We start from the raw sequence: 17,876 nt of genomic DNA, 5'->3' as shown, positions 1-17,876 counted from the left end.
ATAGCCTTTTTGTTAACAATAAGGTTTGCACAGAGCTTTACGCTGAAAATGTATCACTCGTTTGCTGAGCGGGTGCATCACTGGCTTGTAACTGCATGCCAAAAATTTCTCGGTATAAAATACCTTTAACATTATAAAACAGCGGCGCTATAAATGTTAATGCGACTAAGAAAAGCATAACACCAATAACTGAAAATTGTGTTTTAGCAAGAATGGCTAAGGGGATTAAAGATAAAAATAAAGTTAAAAAGAGTAAGCTGTAAATAGCGAGTAACTTAAACCACTGAAAACGTGTAACTTGTAAACTCAAGGTGATAGCTTTTATCGGTGATAACTTTTTGTCTACAACAAGCGGCAGTACTAACGACAAAGCGACCGCTAAATAAATACCTGGAAAAACAAATAAACTCATACCTAAAGTTATTAATACTGACGTTAACAGCGCACAAACAGCAACCCAACTACCTCGTTTTAAGAAAGCAAAAATTAATTTACTATTGGTTTTTAAGCCAACGGCATGAAAAACGCCCATCATCTCGACACCAACTAAAAAAGGATAGATGACCATAGTGACAACAATATTTAATAATGTTGTTGATTGTGGGTCTTTAATTACTTGTTCAATACCACCCATGGTATTACTGATCAAAAATGAAACAACAATCCCTAAAATAAGCGTAAAAAGTAATCCTAAATTAATAGCGATTCGCGAGCGAAGTGTTAATTGCCACGCCTCTTTTAATACCGAAGAAACGTCAATAGTATATTCACCCTGCAAAGACTTTTCTATGCTACCACCGATTTGTACTACTTTTTTTTCATCCACGAAAATGACTACCTTTGTCTAAATTTTTCAACATTATAGCAAGTTGATTTGCTATTGGAAAATAGCATAAATTTTCACCTAAATTATCGGTGTAATTTAGCAATACGTTTTAATATATTTTGAAAGTAATGAGCACCTTTCTCTTGGGCTAAGGCAATATTATTATCAGGTATTTGCTGTGGATTTTTATACACAGATAGTACCTTTTCCATACTCGCTTCTCGTATTAAATGAAGCGTAGGTAATGGCGAACGGTTGGTATAATTAGAGGCTGCGTTGAATGGCTCACCTTCAAAATAATAATCAGGATGAAAACTGGCCAGTTGAAAGACACCTTCATAACCTAAGGTGAACAACAATTCATTAGCCTCATCGAGTAAATCAAGGTAGCTTTCAAAACCTTTAAAGCCTTCAGTAAAAATCAATAAAGTCGTTTCTATGCTGGGGTCAGCGACGAGTCTTTCAAATTCTATGGCTAATTCTGCTAAAGCCGGTTCGACCTTTTTTGCTGGGCAAACTTGATAATGTATCGTGTTATTAACAAACTCTTTTTTTGCAAAAGGGCAAAAATTCAAACCAATAATTATTTCTTCTAGCCACTGCTTAGTTTGTGAAATTTCAACGGCATACATTTGTTTATCAGGCATTTTGTTGCAGTTGCCACATCGTTGCGTAATGACCCTTTTTAGTGAGTAGCGTTTGATGATCGCCCTGCTCGATTATTTCCCCTTTGTGCAGGACAATAATATTATCGGCATCAATAATAGTTGATAATCGATGAGCTATCACTAAGCTAGTGTGATCTTTAGCCACCTCTTTGATTGCTTTTAAAATAGCTTGCTCTGAGTGACTATCAAGTGACGACGTTGCTTCATCAAAGACCAAAATAGCAGGATTTTTCAAAATGGTTCGGGCGATGGCAACCCGTTGCTTTTCGCCGCCAGAAAGCTTTAAACCACGCTCGCCAACGACGGTATCAAAACCTTTTGGTAACGAGGTAATAAAGTGACTTAAATGCGATAATCTTGCAGCTTCTTCAACTTGTGCATTACTCGCGTTTACATTGCCATATTTAACATTTTCAAATAAACTTTCATTAAATAACACCGTATCTTGTGGCACGATGCCAATATTCTTTCTCAAGGAATGTTGCGTAATATCAGTAACTGCTTCTCCGTCAATTTTAATACAGCCTTGTTGGCAGTCATAAAAACGAAAAAGTAGTTTCACTAAGGTCGATTTTCCTGAGCCACTCTCGCCAACAACAGCGACTTTTTGACCCGCTTTAACGTCGAATGAAACATTTTTTAAAATGGGTCTTTGCTCATCATAAAAGAAGCTAACGTTATCAAATTTAATAGCACCATGGCTTATCGCTAATTCTTTGGCATCTTGTGCATCAACAACCTTAGGTACTTTTTGCAACAAGGTAAACATTTGCTCAATATTTGCTAAAGAACCTTTTATTTCTCGATAAACAAATCCTAAAAAGTTTAAAGGGATAAATAATTGCATCATAAAAGCATTAACCAGGACAAAGTCTCCTAAGGTCATTTGTTGATGAGTCACTTGATAAGCCGCTAACGCTAACATTGCCGTCATCGCTAACGACACGATAATGGCCTGACCACCATTTAAAGCAAACAGTGACAAACGGTTTTGCATTTTTGCTTTTTCCCAATCAGCTAATTGACTGTCGTAAGCTGTTGATTCATATGATTCATTAGTAAAATACTTAACCGTTTCATAATTTAACAGACTGTCTATTGCACGAGTATTACTTGATGAGTCAGCTTTATTTGCGGCTCTAATGTAGCGCGTGCGCCATTCTGTTGCGTAAATCGAGTAAGCGATATAGCTGGCAATAGAGACGCCGGTGATCAGCGCAAACCAAATGCCATAATTCACCCATAATATGGTAATAACCATAATTATTTCGAGTAAGGTTGGCACAATATTAAAAACCATAAACCGCATTAAGAAGTTAACCCCAGACGTACCACGGTCAATGTCACGCGAGAGTCCACCTGTCTGGCGGTCCAAATGAAAGTCTAAGTCAAGTTGATGCAGGTGCTCGAAAACTTTCAAACCAATGCGGCGGATCGCTCGTTCGGTAACACGGCCAAATAAGGTGTCGCGTATTTCTGCCAATAGCACAATAGTTAAACGCACTAAACCATAAGCGGCAACTAAAGCAAAAGGCACAATGAAAATATTGTTTTCTTGTTGTGCATCAAGTCCGTCAACGATATCTTTTAATATAAAAGGCAGATATACACTGGCTATTTTAGTCAAAACTAAGCACAACAAGGCAAAACCAATGCGGACTTTAAATTCGAGTAAGTAAGGAATAAGTGACTTTAGCACTCGCCAATTAATGGTGGCATTTTCAGGTGACGAGTAGGAAGATCTGCGCATTAAGGGATATTACTCTGGTAGGAATTAGGCAAACTTTAACGGCTTTAATCACTTAAAGCAATCAAGAAAATCAGCCCATAGTGAACACATGCTCTGTTTTTCACTTAATTGAAAAAGCGCTGCCACACTATAGCAGCTTTAAACTGAGTCTATTAAGCACGTCTCTGCACATCTTCTCCATAAAGCCACTTTAATCATCAAGCGTATTTGAAATAAACAGATAAAAAAACTGATTATAATTTGTTGTTAGCAAATTATAATCAGCATTTAAGCGTCTCTAAGAGCGAAGGAGAACACCATAGTTATTAAAATATCTCCCCTTGCAGTAGATGATTAAAATCTATCCGTAATAGCATCACATACCGGTAAATTTACGTTACCTAAAAATTTAATTCCTACCGTTAAGCTTTAAATTGTTGCGTTAATTTATCAAGCTCATCTGAAGAACTTTGCATAAGTTGAGAATTTTTTGTCATCGCATTTAATTGTTCTAAACTGCTATGACCTGCGCTAACAATTCTATTAACGTTGCTGCTTAACTCTTCTGCGACAGTACTTTGCTCTTCAACCGCAGAGGCTATTTGCGTCGCCATTTCAGTAATTTGTTCTGTAGAGCTTAAAATGCTACTAATAGACTCACCTGAACTGAGTGCATTTTCAACCGATGCCTTACTTTTAACCTGGCTATCTTCCATAACATGAACCGCTGATTTAGCACCCGATTGTAAACGTTCAATGGTCTGCTGAATTTGTGCAGTGCTTTCTTGAGTTCGACTGGCCAAAGCCCTAACTTCATCTGCAACCACAGCAAAACCACGCCCTTGCTCTCCAGCACGAGCCGCTTCAATGGCAGCGTTTAACGCCAATAAGTTTGTTTGTTCGGCAATTCCGCGAATAACATCTAAGACTGAAACAATACCTTTAACATCATCCTCAAGTGCACCAACGACCTTAGTGGCTTCATTAAGGTGATCAGATAAGCCATTTATTGACTCAATAGACTCTTTAATAATAGCGGATACTGCTCGTGCATCTTGATTCGCTTGCTCTGCTGAGCCTGCAGTTAACTGAACATTATTAGCAATTTCTTTTGCTGACGCTGACATTTCAGTAATGGCGGTAGCCACCTGATCCGTTTCAGACTGTTGATTTTCTAAATGCCCACGACTGGCCTCAGATGCTTGATATACATTTTGTGACACCTCTGAAGTCTGCTTTACCGACAATTGAATAGATTGAACAAGCAATTGAATTTTATCTACAAAGACGTTAAATGACTCTGCAACAAGGCCTATTTCATCTTCACGTTTAACGCGTAATCGCTGCGTTAGATCGCCTTCTCCACGCGCAATATTCTCTAAAGCATTGGCAACTTCACTTAAAGGCTGCGTCACTAGTTTAGCGAATAAAAAGTAGATCGCTGAAATTAAAAATACGTCAAGTAAGACCCCTTTAACAATGATGCGAGAAGCCAAAGATGACAATTCGATATCTATTGAAGAACTATCGATAAACAAAGTAACATTACCCACACTGGTACTTTGACCGTCTTCAATATGTTGTAACTTAAAAGTGATTGTTTCGTTAGTTTTCTTTCCTTTTGATTGAGATATTGTTTTTTTATCTTCATTGGTTATTTCTATTAAAGCGATATCTTCTGATTGTTGTTCAGAGTTTAAAATACCCTTCATTTGATCTTCTTCATAATTCCAAACAGCAGAAGGCAAATTAAGTTTTAATCGAGATTCTACCAAAGAAAGTTGATTTATTTGCTTATTTTTCAGTAGATTACTTTGTGCCATATAATCATACACACCAAAAGAAATGACGAGTGTGGTGACAATAATCAATGCTGAAAAAATAAGTTTAAATGATATAGATTTAGTAACGTTCATATTATTTTTATACCTTTTTACTGCCAGTCTTGTAGACCATATTTATCTAGAATATCTTTTAACTGTCCAGATGTTCTAAGTGCTTCTGTACCTTTATCGATTAATTCAATGTACATTTTACTGCTCGGTTTTGCAGGTGAACAAGCAATGTAAATCGGGGCTTTCTCAGTGTTAGTCCCTGCGCTTTTTAGTGCTTTATTAAAACCAAGTTCTTTTAATTTTGCATTCGCGACTGAAACCGATTCAACGACAACATCAATTCGGTTATTAACGAGTTTTTTAAAGTTTTTCTCCAAAGCATCGGTTCCTGAAACATCTTTAAAAACATCGGGTCGACTTTTTATTAACGCATCAAACTCTTCGCCATAAGCATAACCACTAATAACACCTACTTTCTGAGTTAATAGCGAATCAAAACCGGTAAACGTCCAAGTTGATGCATTATTAACATAATATCCCGTACCATCCATTCCCCAGTTAACAGAAGGAAAAATAAAATCGGGTGCATCTTCAGGATACGCTCCCACAACGCAGTCAAACTTACCTTCACGAACCGAGTTTACCGCCCTTTCCCATGGCATTACTTTATAATCAACAGTATGTCCTGCTGCTGTAAAAATTGCGGTAGCCATATCAATCATATAGCCTTGCTTGTCTCCACTTGGATCGCCATTCATCGGAAACCAATTGTCCGCACGAATAGTAACTGTCGCTGCAGATGCTGGCAGTGAAATGATGATAGTAAGTAAACCAATAATTAGTTTCATTGTATTAACCTTGTTCAGTGTATAGTTGAGTGAATTACGCACATCTGCTTTTAATCAAGGGTCATCATCTTCATTGATAACAAAGTGCGTAAATACAACAATCTATTGTGTTAGCCTAAAAAACTATTCTTTATGTATAATTGACATAAGGTCCTATTCATTCAAATATTTTTTCATCACCGCCGTAATATCAATCTTCTTTAAGCCTTCATTATAGATAGCTAACCATTTTTTACCTTCGGTACTCTTTTTAAAGGCTACAAACAATTCTTTTTCTGTCAATAACTTAACATTCATTTGCACTTGTTCTTGCGCCTTTTCTAAATCTTTGCTATTTGCTAGTAAGTAGCTAAAAACATTGGTATCAATAACAGCAGCATCGATTCGACCACCCGCAACTTTACGAATATTGGTTTCATCAGAAGTAGCGGTTTGCGCTTTTATTTCGCCACTAGCAATTAATGCATCAACTTCAGCCGTATTAACATAATCTTGCACTACGCCAATTTTATATTGCGTTAAATCTTTAACCGCAGACCATACTATGGGTTTTTTCTTGTTTTCAATTAATCCTAAAGGCCCCTTCCCCATCGGATTAGAAAATGAAAACGCATTTGACTCATAGTAATACTCAGGAAAGTAACCTGCATATTTTGAGTCTGGTTGCGATGCAAGTTTTACAGCACGGCTCCAAGGGAAAAAATCAACCTTCAACTCATGTCCCATCGCCTTAAACGCAGCTTTAGCTACAGCAACTGAAGCACCTTGTTCATTTAAAGCCTTTCCTGAATATGGCGGCCAAGTTAACGAGGTTAGATGGACGGTGTCGCTAAATGCGGGTGTGCTAAAAGACAAAATTAATATAAATTTTATGACTTTATTAAACATGGCTATCTCCTAAAACTGAAATGTACGAGCAACGGTAAGCAATAGTGTGGTATCGCCATAAGTATCTAAATCAGTGCCTTGCAGCCCTAATGAAAAATCAAAACCATGGGTACTAAAGTTACTGGTGACTTGCCAGTGGTTATAACTGTCACTACCAGGCTCCCATTGCCATTTGTTATCATCTAAACTACTCGACCTATCAATACCCACTAATAAAGTTAACTTATCATTAATGGTAAAGGTATGATTTAACATAACAATGTAATGACCTGCCCCTGTTCCAAAGTAATCCCAAGCATACCAAAAGTTTAAATCGGTAGCGCCGAAATTCCATTTAGTATATATCTCAGCATAGTTACCGTCAGAGCTATAGCTTGCGCCGTTATAAGTATATTGAGCAACGCCAACATCAAGATTAACGGTATCATTTACCGCCGTGTAATAACCGAGATAAACATCTGCTTCTATATTCGTATCATCACCAAAATCAACATTTGACGCCCAACCCCCCGCATACCAACCACCCGCTCCAGACCAATCAAGACTTCCTTGAAGTGCTGGGCCCTCATCTGTTTGGCTAACACCATTAAAAAGATAATCGCTTGCTACTGTAACGGTTGATGACCAGTCAGCGAACGCAGATGAAGACATGGTAAGTAAAGTTGTTACCAATATTAAATGTTTTTTCATTAAGTAAATCCTATAAAAGATATCTATAAAATTATAGTCACTGATCGCTTAATAACAATATTTTACTGATATTAATTAGTCGATGAGCTAACTCAACTCATTGATGGTGAAGAACTTGTACGGTGATTACGGCAATAAATGTTAGCAGGTGACCGATGGAAGGCGGTTGTAGAGCAATAAAAGCAAGCTAATGAGTTATTTAAGTCGTATTGGTATTAGGTAATTACTGTATTAATGCTACTTTATGTTAGTTTACATTGATAATAGCTAGTCGATATCAATGTTATTGTCTAGCCGTCAACTCCTTGATAAATAGGGTGTGATAAGTTTGTGTGACTGCCCCTAGAGGGCATTTACCTACAACGCCAAGATATTAACCCATCCCGATAAAGATGACGTTAGTTAAGTTAAGTTAAGTAGGGGGTCGAAAATCAACAGTCGCTTTACGGCCACCACTTGCATCATTATTTTGATATGACCAATGCATTTTATTGACGATTTTATCAACTAACCTTAAACCTAAACCATAACCGTAATCAGCACCGCTGTGATCAAAGTCACCTTCACTTATATTAATATTTTCAACGATAACCAGGCCTTGGCTACATTGAATAATAACTTCGCCTTCTGCTGTATATTGAAATGCATTGCGAATTAAATTGTTGAGGATCAAGCGACAAGGTGTTTCAAGTACCTTAATATGTGTAGGTGTCAATTTAAGTGTTATTGCAACTTTTTTACTTTGTAATAAGTACGCATTATCTTCAACCAAGTTGTTAATCATCAAATTTAAGTCTATTTCGACTAATGCTAATGTTTGTTGATTACTTTGCTCTATAGAGTGTTCCTGGCTGAGCCATAATAGTGTTTCTGTGGTGTGTTGCATATTGAGTGCTGCCCTCGTGATACGGGCTAAAGACTGTTCACCTTTGTCTTTATTATTTTCGCTAGAGAATATACGGGTTAATAATTCACTGTTACTTTTAACAACCGCTATCGGGGTTCGTAACTCATGACTTGCATGGCGTAAAAAATCTTGTTCTTTATCAAGCATAGCACTGAGCCTTAAAAGCGCTTTTTGCTGTTGAACTGCAATCGCCGTTAACTCATAGAATTCAAAGTTTGGTGTGTCTTGCTCAACATTTTCAAGGGTTAAACTTTCAACCCAATCACCAATACGGTAAAAGGGTCTTAACGTTCGTTTGAGCAATAACTGGACAGAGAAATGCATTACTAATAAAAAAATTAATGCGATTGGCCACGTTAGCTGGAACATTTTACTGATACCCATTTGGCTTAAGGCATCATATTGTTTAATATTTATTTTTCGAACTAAATAAAAAATTTTACCATCAAATAATGGCTGTGCAATAACAAAAATAGCTTGCTCTGGCCATGAAATAAAAGTGTCTTTACTGAATAGTCGAATGTTATCCATCGCCATTTTCTTAACATTTTCAAAGGCAGTAAAGTGCTCTCGTATTTCGATGGGAAGACTTTTCCAATCTAAGAAACCTTGAAAGTGAATGTTATTAGGCAGTGGGTGGTCGATATTTTTTTGATATTGACGTGCAAAATCGTTACTTTCTAAATGAAGATCCTGAAAGTTAGCTTCATCAAGCCCATGAATAAAATAAAAGTTAATCACTAAGGTGTAACTAAGCACGATAATTAAGGCAATCATGCTTTGTACTTTTAAAACGTAACGACGCAGGGTTTGTGGTTTTTTCTTAGTTTTACTCATATCAATTATTAACTATAAAATAGCTATTATAATGTTCATTAATCTCATCATGCACGAAAAACAAAACCTTGTCCCGCCACCGTATGAATAAGCTTACTTTCATTGATGGTATCGACTTGTTGTCTCAATTTAAATAAATGGACTTTCAAACTATCACTGTCTGGTTGTTCATTTCCCCAAACAGCTTGCAACAGTTGTTTTTTTGAAACAACCTCAGGCGATTTTCGCATCAGTACTTCTAGGATTTTCCAACCTGTTGGTGACAATTGCAACGTATGTTGTTGCCGTTTTAATGTTTTAGCGCCAAAATCAGCGTCAAGGCCGAACAGTGATAATCGGTTCGTTTGACCACTGCGGCGATTTGCTAACACCTGAATACGGGCAATAAGTTCTCTCATTTCAAAGGGTTTAACCAAGTAATCATCTGATCCTGCCGCAAAGCCAGCCAGTTTATCATCTAAGGTATCTCGAGCGGTCAACATCAAAATCGCCGTACTATTTCCTTGCTCGCGCATTTTTTTGCAGACGGTTAAACCGTCCATGCGCGGCATATTCACGTCAAGGATCATCACATCAAAGTGGTGATTACTGAGCAATGCTAAGCCAGCAATACCATTAGCGGCGTGATCGCAGGTTATGCCCTCTAATTCAAGATAATCAATAATTGTTGTCGCTAAATCAAGATCATCTTCAACTAACAGTACATGAACTAGCATCGACTGATCTTAAAGAAACTGGCATATAAAACAGGTACAACCGCTAAGGTTAAAATTGTGCCAACGCCTAAGCCGAATGCTAATACGGTTGCCATACCATAAAACATTGACATTGGGTCTATCAATAACGGTAATAACCCCATAATAGTGGTAACGGTTGTCATCGTTATTGGGCGTAAACGTGTTAAACACGAATTAACAATGGCTTGATAGTCACTTTGCCCTGTGGCTCGTTCAATTTCAATTCGGTCAATTAAGACAATCGCATTATTAATAATAATACCTGCCAAACTATAAATACCTAAGGTGACCATAAATCCAAAAGGCGCATTCATGACTAATAAACCAACAACCGTCCCTATCAGTGATAAGGGAATAGTCAGCACAATAATTGACGCTCGGCGGAATGAATTAAATTGCATAACCAATAAAATTAGCACCAAACCAATAACCATCGGCATACTAGCCCCAAGAGCTTGTTGCGCTTCTTTAGACTGGACAATAACACCGTCGTATTCAATTAAATGGTTAACGGGTAAATCTTTTTTTAATGCTTGAATATCGCCGTCAATAACCCCCTTTAGATCTTCCGCTGTCATTTGGGTATTACTGGCTTCAATCGTGATAGTCGTAAACATGTTCTCACGTTGAATTTTTGCATACTGATTAACTGGAATAAAGTCTGCCACTTGAAATAAGGGCACTGATGATCCAGTTTGATTAGAAAATATTGAAACGGTACGCAGCCTATCTAGATTAAAACGCTCTTCTTCTTCTGCGCGAAACACCACGGGAATAATATCATCGCCATCACGATATTCAGTAACATTAGCGCCGCTAAAGTAGCCTTGTAAGGCGGTAGCTACGTCAGAAGAGGTAACACCGGCTCGACGGGCACGATGTTGATCAATTTTAACTTGCATCTTAACAATACGATTTTCCCAATCGGTACGCACATTTTTAGTATGAGGGACCGCTTGTAAAACGCTCATAATTTCTTTAGCTTTTTCATATAAAATGTCTTTATCAGGACCTTTTACTTGAATACTTATTGTGCTTGAATCTGAAGGGCCCGCAAACATCCGCTTAACGCGTCCAGACACATTGGGGAAGTTTTCAATAATACCGTTATGTAATTTATTAACAAAAGTATTAATTTTTGTCTCATCTTTAACATTAATGACGACAAACCCTTTATTATTAGCGGGATCTTCTGGATTAAGTGTTAATACAAAACGCGGTCCGTTAAAACCAGAATACCCCGAATAGTTACTGATCTCAGGAAAACTCGTCTTATCATCTAACCAAGTAAACACCTCTTGCATTTGACGATTAGTTTCTCTTGCCGAAGTCCCATTAGGTAGGTCAATGTACATCATCACCTGAGTTCGGTCAGAGTCAGGAAAGAATTGTTTTTTTAGTAAGCCAAAGCCACTTAAAGATACGATTAAGGTGACGACCATCAAGGTCATAAAAATGGCTTTATGTGCTAAAACCCAATGAAGAAATTTTTCATATATTTGATAGAATTTCGTTGAATTTTCAGTGGGTTTATCTGTTGTTGCCGCCCCCTTATTTTCAGCTTTGATAAAGAAATAACAAAGCGTTGGAGTAACACATAAAGCTAAAACCCAACTGGTCATCAACGTTATCAGTATAACCAGGGAAACTGAGCGGGTGAATTCACCCGCCACATGCTCGGCAAGCATTAAGGGTAAGAAAAATAAAATCGTGGTTACCGATGAACTGAGTAATGGCATGGCAAGTTCTTTACCGCCCTGGCACATGGCATCAAAGCGGTCTATACCTTGTTCAATTCTTCGTTTAAAGTCTTCAGCGATAACAATGCCATTATCAACCAATAAACCCAAGGCAATGATAAGTGTTGCTAAGCTCATTTTCTCTAACGTCATACCAGAGAACTTCATAATAGCTAATGTGGTTAGCATCACAAAAGGTACAATTGAGCCAACAATTAAACCGGTACGTAAACCTAAAAAGTAAATAACAACCAATAATACAATCACCAGTGTTTGTATTACATTGATTGAGACCCCTTCAATAGATTTCTGTACTTGATCCGCTTGATAAGTTGCAATATTGATTTTGTAACCAATCGGTAAAGTATTTTCAATGTTGGTGACCATATTTTTAACTCTTGGCGCATATTCCAATAAGTTATATTTTTGCAGCATGGAAACGCCAAACATAATAGCGGGCTCGCCATTAAAGTAGGCAGGTTTATCTGGCGGATCAATAAAGCCTCGGCGCAGGCTAACAATATCTTTTAGCGCGATGGTATCGTCAGTCCCGGTGATCCTAATATGAGTATTACCTATTTCTTCCAGTGAAGAAAAATTACCCGTTGGCTCAACCACGATGGAACGTAAACCCGTATCGATTTGTCCACCTGGACTAATAATATTTTGATTTTGTAGTTCACTAATAATGCTACGCGGTGAAATACCCAATTGAGCGAGTTTAGCTGTTTTTACTTCAAGGTATATTCGCTCAGCTTGAACGCCGATAATATCAACCTTTTTAGTACCGGCAACACTGTATAAATTGTCACGAATATGTTTAGAAATATCATACATTTCACCTAAGTCAAAACCGTCAGCGGTTAAGGCTAAAGTGACAACAGATACGTCACCAAATGAGTCATTAACAAAAGGAGGACTAGTCCCTTCTGGCAAATTCAATTGCGCTTGTTTAACTTTATTACGTAAGTCTTGCCAAATATTATCTAAATTAAAATAGCGATCGTAAATTTCAACATGAATGACCGATTGTCCCGTCATAGAGGTCGATGTAAGTTTTTCAACTTCAGGAATTTTTCTAATTTCTTTTTCAATGGCACGCGTGATTAATTGTTCAACACGTTCGGGGCCATGCCTGGGTATGAAGTGGTAACAATGGCTTTACGTATAGTTATTGTTGGGTTTTCTTGTGCTGGTAAGGTTAAATAAGCAAAAACACCGTTGATCAATAATAAGGCAAGTACCATTAAAATGGACTTTCGGTAGGTAAAAGCAATTTTAGTTAAATTCATAAAAGTCTCTAAATTTCAAGTTATACGGAAACGTGATTAATTAAAACGCTTTACATGCTTATCAAGCAACCGAACCGACTGGCCATCACGTAAAAACGAGACACCGGCAATCGCAATGATTTCTCCTGACGATAAGCCAGCAGAAACCAAGACTTCATTGTTTAAAATACTTTCTGTTTGCACCATACGTTTTTGTAAAATTTGTTGTTCAACGTTATAAACAAATACATACGACTTTTGTCCTTCATCTGCTGCCAGTGCTGCAATAGGGAGACGAAAAGCTTTACCTTGATAACCCGTTCGTCCAATACCTTGAAAGGTAAAGTCAACTTCGGCTGTCATGCCTGCTCGCAAATTTTTTGTTTCAGAATTAATAAGAATAGTCACCGGAAATGCATTAGCTGTAGCGGCGCGAGAACTAATTTCTGCGATTGTGCCTTTACTGTTTAAGCCGGGAAACGCGGGATAATGAATATCAATTTCGCTTCCTTTAGATAAATCTCTGATCATCGTTTCGGGGACCATGACTTGCACCTCTAAACCATCGTCACCTTCAATTTGAAAAATGGCTTGGCCCGGAGAAATTTGCATAGAAGGTTCGCTAAGACGTTTCGTTATTTTACCATTGTAAGGGGCCGTTAATATTGAATCACTTAAATCTTTATTGGCGATATCAAGTTGAGTTTTAGCAATGTTTACGGCACTGCTTGCTGACTCAAAAGCTGCTTTGGCATTATCAAAGCCAGACTTTGACACTAAACCTTTGGCTGATAACTCGGCGTAACGTTTATATTCATTTTCAGTTTCAGATAGTGCGGCATAGCTTTTTTGTAGGTTTGCTTGTGCTGATTGACGACTCAAATTAAAGTTTCGTTGGTCTAAACGCGCTAGGGCATCGCCTCGCTTAACTTCATCACCGAGTTTTACTTTTATCCATTGTATTTTTCCACCAACCTCAAAACTTAAATTAGCTTCTTCAACCGGGTAAATAGTGCCAGACAAACGACGCACTTGGTCAAATGAGGTTTGCTGAACTTCTTGCCATGCAATAGGACGAATAACTTCTTCAAAAGGCTGCTCTTCTTTACCACACCCTGAGAGTACCGTGATAATAGAAAAAGCTAATAAAAATAAACGCATACAAAACTCCATGAAAAAAACTGCAATAATAAGGCTATTATAGCGGCTTTACAGTTAACGACCGGTTAATTATCAATACTGTTAAATAATTGCTCTGCTAACGCTTTTAATGTCTCTGGATCTGGATTTGATTGAGCAAAAGTGCGTAAACCATAAATCCCCATGATTAAAAATTGCGCTAAGTGTTCACTCTTTTTATTTAATGATAATTCTTTCGCTGCTTGTGCTTGCAAAAACTTATCAGCTAGCGCTTGTTGCCATTGTAAAACATTGTCGGCAATAACGGCTTGTACTTCTTGATCTTCTTCTGTTGACTCGTAAAGGGTTTTAATAAATAAGCAGCCTTTCGCGGGATCACCGCTGACACATTCATTGACCATATGGTCTAAATATTTTTTTAATTGTGCAAGAATGGTTTCGTCACTTAAAAAAAACTGTGAAAATTCGGCATTACGGTCAGCTTTATACTGGGCGATAGCGGCTAACAGTAAACCGCGTTTATTCTCAAATGCACAATAAATTGAACCTGGATGTAAACCTGTCACTTTTTTTAAATCAGGCATACTTGTCTTGCTATAGCCTTTTTCCATAAATAAGCTCATCGCTGCTCTTAGCACTTTTTCTCGGTCGAACTCAGCATTTCTCATGATCACCACTTTTCATTTATCTACTAGATAACGACATGATACTTAATTTTGAACAATCATTCAAAAATAATACTTGAATGATTGTTCAAATAACGTTATCTTGAACGCATATTCAAGAAAGAAATCAATTAATAGAGATAATTAATGACTGATAATTTATTCCAACCTTATGCACTAAATGACACCATCACTTTAAATAACCGTATATTAATGGCGCCATTAACCCGCTGTATGGCCGATGATAACTTAGTGCCTACGGTAGCAATGGCCGAATATTATGGCCGCAGAGCAGAAGCCGGTTTAATCATTTCTGAAGCAACGATAATCCGTCCTGATGGTCAAGGTAATCCAAATACACCGGGCTTATTTACCCAAGAACAAGTCAATGCTTGGAAATTTGTCACCAAGACAGTTCACGATAAGGGCGGTAAAATATTTGCTCAACTTTGGCACACCGGCCGAGTTGCTCATCCTCACTTCTTTGAGCACAATAATAATGGCTCTAGTGACGTTTTAGCGCCATCGGCAGTAGGTGTTGAAGGCACAGTACCGAGAATGCGTGATTTAAACTATCAAGTGCCAAGAGCTGTTACTCATCAAGAGATTGAGCAGTTAATAGTAGACTTTGCTCAAGCGGCAGAAAATGCTATTGAAGCAGGTTTTGACGGTGTCGAGATTCATGGTGCTAACGGCTATTTAATTGACCAGTTCCTTCATTACGACAGCAACCGTCGCACCGATGAATACGGCGAAACACCAGAAAACATGACACGTTTTCCGTTAGCGGTTGTTGATGCGGTTATTGCCAGCATTGGTAAAGATAGAACGGCATTAAGAATAAGCCCAGGTGCCTATTTCTTCATGTCTGGGGATGCAAGAGACCGCCAAGTATTTGATCACTTACTGACTGAACTTGAACAGCGTGATCTGGCATTTTTACACTTAGGTATTTTTGATGATTCTATGGTCTTTGATTATTTAGATGGCCAAGCATCAAGTTATATCCGCGCCAACTACACTAAAACATTAGTGGGTGTAGGCAGTTATACTCCAGATACTGCCAGTAATGCCATTGCCGATAATAAGTTTGACTTAGTCGCAATCGGACGACCTTTTATTGCTAATGCTGATTACGTCGCTAAAGTGCGAGCGGGTGAAGGTTTGGTTGAATATAATGCCGAAATGTTAACCAGCTTAATTTAAATAATAGTGAAGCGAAGCATAACTTGCTTCGCTTTCATTCGTTGTTTTACCCTAAATTTAAATCGCTAAAAAATGTCCGTAATAAAGCCGTGCTCCAACCAGTGACTCTAGCTCTGCACTGCTAGGAAAAGTAGTCCACTTCTTAGCATTTTCCTCAACCGCTGCTTCATCTAACCAAACTAATTGCCAACAAATTTCTTCAGCATTATCGGTTTTACTTAATATACTATGTGATATTAAGACGGCTCTTTCCTTGTTCATTTCTTCAAACAACAACTGACTTAATTCAATCACTCTTTGTTGATTTTCTTTACTAACAGAAAATACGGCAACCTCATAACAATATGACATCTAAACTCTCACTAGGTGATCAATCAATGACTTCACTTGGTATATCCATCAATGATGATTATAATCTCAAATAATTTTTCAAATATACAACGACCTAAGATTAATTACTATGGATCTATTTTTACTTAAAAAAATTATTATCGCGCTGATCATGCCGTTAAGTATCGTTATACTATTATTGGTATTAGCTATTGTCTTTTATCAATATAAAAAGAGATTCAGTTATAGCTGCTTAATCTTGGCGACCTTATTATTAACGCTAGGTTCATTAGGTCCAGTTGCTAATCTAGTTATGGCGCCCTTAGAAAGCCAATACTCCACGTTCACACGTTCAAGTAAACCTGTTGATTATATTATTATTTTAGGCTGCAAGCACACCACCGATGCTCAATTACCAGCGACTAGCGAACTAGGTATTTGTTCGTTGCAACGACTCGTTGAAGCGATGCGTATCCTGCGTATTCACCCTGAAGCGCACTTAATTACCTCAGGTTATGCCGGTAATGACGAAACAAGTAATGCCGAGAAGGTTAAGCAAGCCGCGATGCTATTGGGTGTTGCTGAAAGAAAAATAATTGTTGAGGGATTTGCGCAAGATACCGAAGAAGAAGCACAATTAATGGCGCCAAGGGTCAGTGGAAAAAACGTTGTCTTAGTAACTAATTCTGACCACATGCCGCGTGCAATTAAGTACTTCCAACGAGAAGGCATTAACCCCATCCCCGCCCCCGCAGGTAAATGGACCAAAGGAATGAATGACGAAAAGCATTGGCAAGATTATATCCCTAAGCCAAAAAATTTAGAACAAGCAACTCATGCCTGGTATGAGAGCATAGGCCGCGTGGTTCAGTGGTTAAAGAGCTAGTAGCGGCTTATATTGTTGTAATGTTGATACTGAAATAAATTCAGCATGACGGTTTCAGTATCTGCTCTTTGTATTCTACCCCGTCATGCTGGACTCGTTTCAGTATCTGGTCTTTGTATTCTTCCCCCGTCATACTGATACTGAAATAAATTCAGCATGACGGTTTCAGTATCTGTCTTTGTATTCTTCCCCCGTCATACTCGACTCGATTCAGTATCTGGTCTTTGTCCTATGAAATACGAGATCCTGAAATAAATTCAGGATGACGGATGGGGTTCATATGACGGATGGGGGGATTCAGTATCTGTCTTTGTATTCTTCGCCGTCATACTGGACTCGTTTCAGTATCTGCTCTTTGTATTCTTCCGCCGTCATGCTGAACTCGTTTCAGTATCTGGTCTTTGTGTTCTTCCGCCGTCATACTGGTACTGAAATAAATTCAGCATGACGGTTTAAGTGTCTGGTCTTTGTGTTCTTCGCCGTCATACTGGACTCGTTTCAGTATCTGCTCTTTGTATTCTTCCGCCGTCATACTGGTACTGAAATAAATTCAGCATGACGGTTTAAGTGTCCGGTCTTTGTTCTATGAAATACGAGATCCTGAAATAAATTCAGGATGACGGTTTCAAGATCTGGTCTTTGTCCTATGAAATACGAGATCCTGAAATAAATTC

Annotated in this window: 14 protein-coding genes and 1 pseudogene; 2 read left to right on the top strand and 13 right to left on the bottom strand. The window is 38.0% G+C overall.

The annotated features are described in order from the left end of the window. Positions 1-37 precede the first annotated feature (37 nt). From A3Q34_RS18625 to A3Q34_RS18570, 12 genes and pseudogenes are all read right to left on the bottom strand, one after another. On the bottom strand, positions 38-826 hold the full coding sequence (locus tag A3Q34_RS18625) for a hypothetical protein (protein ID WP_157471053.1): 789 nt from the start codon (positions 824-826) through the stop codon (positions 38-40). A gap of 83 nt (positions 827-909) precedes the next feature. Further along, on the bottom strand, positions 910-1,473 hold the full coding sequence (locus tag A3Q34_RS18620) for a DUF1415 domain-containing protein (protein WP_070376702.1): 564 nt from the start codon (positions 1,471-1,473) through the stop codon (positions 910-912). Then, positions 1,466-3,244, bottom strand: a complete 1,779-nt coding sequence (locus A3Q34_RS18615; protein ID WP_070376701.1) for an ABCB family ABC transporter ATP-binding protein/permease — start codon at positions 3,242-3,244, stop codon at positions 1,466-1,468. Before A3Q34_RS18615 ends, A3Q34_RS18620 begins: the two co-directional genes overlap by 8 nt. Before the next feature lie 401 nt (positions 3,245-3,645). Continuing rightward, on the bottom strand, positions 3,646-5,139 hold the full coding sequence (locus A3Q34_RS18610; RefSeq protein WP_070376700.1) for a methyl-accepting chemotaxis protein: 1,494 nt from the start codon (positions 5,137-5,139) through the stop codon (positions 3,646-3,648). 17 nt (positions 5,140-5,156) lie between these two features. After that, a complete protein-coding gene (locus A3Q34_RS18605; RefSeq protein WP_070376699.1) occupies positions 5,157-5,906 on the bottom strand; it encodes a substrate-binding periplasmic protein in 750 nt (249 codons plus the stop codon). Positions 5,907-6,059: 153 nt separating this feature from the next. Continuing rightward, positions 6,060-6,794: a substrate-binding periplasmic protein gene (locus A3Q34_RS18600; RefSeq protein ID WP_070376698.1), complete on the bottom strand. Its 735-nt coding sequence runs from the start codon at positions 6,792-6,794 to the stop codon at positions 6,060-6,062. A 9-nt stretch (positions 6,795-6,803) separates the two neighbouring features. Next, positions 6,804-7,484 carry a TorF family putative porin gene (locus A3Q34_RS18595; RefSeq protein ID WP_070376697.1) on the bottom strand — a complete coding sequence of 227 codons (681 nt, stop codon included), beginning with the start codon at positions 7,482-7,484 and terminating at the stop codon, positions 6,804-6,806. Between the two features lie 412 nt (positions 7,485-7,896). Continuing rightward, positions 7,897-9,228, bottom strand: coding sequence for a sensor histidine kinase (locus tag A3Q34_RS18590; protein WP_070376696.1), 1,332 nt, complete (start codon positions 9,226-9,228; stop codon positions 7,897-7,899). Positions 9,229-9,275: 47 nt separating this feature from the next. Beyond that, the gene (locus tag A3Q34_RS18585) at positions 9,276-9,944 is read right to left on the bottom strand and encodes a response regulator transcription factor (RefSeq protein WP_070376695.1); all 669 of its coding nucleotides are present in this window, start codon (positions 9,942-9,944) and stop codon (positions 9,276-9,278) included. After that, positions 9,938-12,996, bottom strand: a pseudogene (locus tag A3Q34_RS18580) (efflux RND transporter permease subunit). Before A3Q34_RS18580 ends, A3Q34_RS18585 begins: the two are co-directional and overlap by 7 nt. 36 nt (positions 12,997-13,032) lie before the next feature. Beyond that, on the bottom strand, positions 13,033-14,136 hold the full coding sequence (locus tag A3Q34_RS18575; protein WP_157471051.1) for an efflux RND transporter periplasmic adaptor subunit: 1,104 nt from the start codon (positions 14,134-14,136) through the stop codon (positions 13,033-13,035). A 65-nt stretch (positions 14,137-14,201) separates the two neighbouring features. Beyond that, entirely contained in the window at positions 14,202-14,783 is a 582-nt protein-coding gene (locus A3Q34_RS18570) for a TetR/AcrR family transcriptional regulator (RefSeq protein ID WP_070376693.1), read from the bottom strand. A 144-nt stretch (positions 14,784-14,927) separates the two neighbouring features. Between A3Q34_RS18570 and A3Q34_RS18565 the strand changes: the two genes are divergently transcribed. Further along, positions 14,928-15,986 carry an alkene reductase gene (locus A3Q34_RS18565; protein ID WP_070376692.1) on the top strand — a complete coding sequence of 353 codons (1,059 nt, stop codon included), beginning with the start codon at positions 14,928-14,930 and terminating at the stop codon, positions 15,984-15,986. A 57-nt stretch (positions 15,987-16,043) separates the two neighbouring features. Here A3Q34_RS18565 and A3Q34_RS18560 read toward each other — a convergent pair whose 3' ends face one another. Further along, positions 16,044-16,337 carry a hypothetical protein gene (locus tag A3Q34_RS18560; RefSeq protein WP_070376691.1) on the bottom strand — a complete coding sequence of 98 codons (294 nt, stop codon included), beginning with the start codon at positions 16,335-16,337 and terminating at the stop codon, positions 16,044-16,046. A gap of 109 nt (positions 16,338-16,446) precedes the next feature. Here A3Q34_RS18560 and A3Q34_RS18555 point away from each other — a divergent pair, with 109 nt between their 5' ends. After that, on the top strand, positions 16,447-17,202 hold the full coding sequence (locus A3Q34_RS18555; protein ID WP_070376690.1) for an ElyC/SanA/YdcF family protein: 756 nt from the start codon (positions 16,447-16,449) through the stop codon (positions 17,200-17,202). Positions 17,203-17,876: the final 674 nt, after the last annotated feature.

It is taken from the genome of Colwellia sp. PAMC 20917 (assembly GCF_001767295.1).
In the GTDB taxonomy this organism is placed as follows: domain Bacteria; phylum Pseudomonadota; class Gammaproteobacteria; order Enterobacterales; family Alteromonadaceae; genus Colwellia_A.
The sequence above is the reverse complement of the archived record's forward strand: the minus strand, read 5'-3'. Positions and strand labels throughout refer to the sequence as shown.

Coding starts and splice junctions, on each gene's coding strand:
- A3Q34_RS18620 (WP_070376702.1), bottom strand. CDS start 1,473: ATGCCTGATAAACAAATGTATGCCGTTGAAATTTCACAAACTAAGCAG.
- A3Q34_RS18615 (WP_070376701.1), bottom strand. CDS start 3,244: ATGCGCAGATCTTCCTACTCGTCACCTGAAAATGCCACCATTAATTGG.
- A3Q34_RS18610 (WP_070376700.1), bottom strand. CDS start 5,139: ATGAACGTTACTAAATCTATATCATTTAAACTTATTTTTTCAGCATTG.
- A3Q34_RS18605 (WP_070376699.1), bottom strand. CDS start 5,906: ATGAAACTAATTATTGGTTTACTTACTATCATCATTTCACTGCCAGCA.
- A3Q34_RS18600 (WP_070376698.1), bottom strand. CDS start 6,794: ATGTTTAATAAAGTCATAAAATTTATATTAATTTTGTCTTTTAGCACA.
- A3Q34_RS18595 (WP_070376697.1), bottom strand. CDS start 7,484: ATGAAAAAACATTTAATATTGGTAACAACTTTACTTACCATGTCTTCA.
- A3Q34_RS18590 (WP_070376696.1), bottom strand. CDS start 9,228: ATGAGTAAAACTAAGAAAAAACCACAAACCCTGCGTCGTTACGTTTTA.
- A3Q34_RS18585 (WP_070376695.1), bottom strand. CDS start 9,944: ATGCTAGTTCATGTACTGTTAGTTGAAGATGATCTTGATTTAGCGACA.
- A3Q34_RS18575 (WP_157471051.1), bottom strand. CDS start 14,136: ATGCGTTTATTTTTATTAGCTTTTTCTATTATCACGGTACTCTCAGGG.
- A3Q34_RS18570 (WP_070376693.1), bottom strand. CDS start 14,783: ATGAGAAATGCTGAGTTCGACCGAGAAAAAGTGCTAAGAGCAGCGATG.
- A3Q34_RS18565 (WP_070376692.1), top strand. CDS start 14,928: ATGACTGATAATTTATTCCAACCTTATGCACTAAATGACACCATCACT.
- A3Q34_RS18560 (WP_070376691.1), bottom strand. CDS start 16,337: ATGTCATATTGTTATGAGGTTGCCGTATTTTCTGTTAGTAAAGAAAAT.
- A3Q34_RS18555 (WP_070376690.1), top strand. CDS start 16,447: ATGGATCTATTTTTACTTAAAAAAATTATTATCGCGCTGATCATGCCG.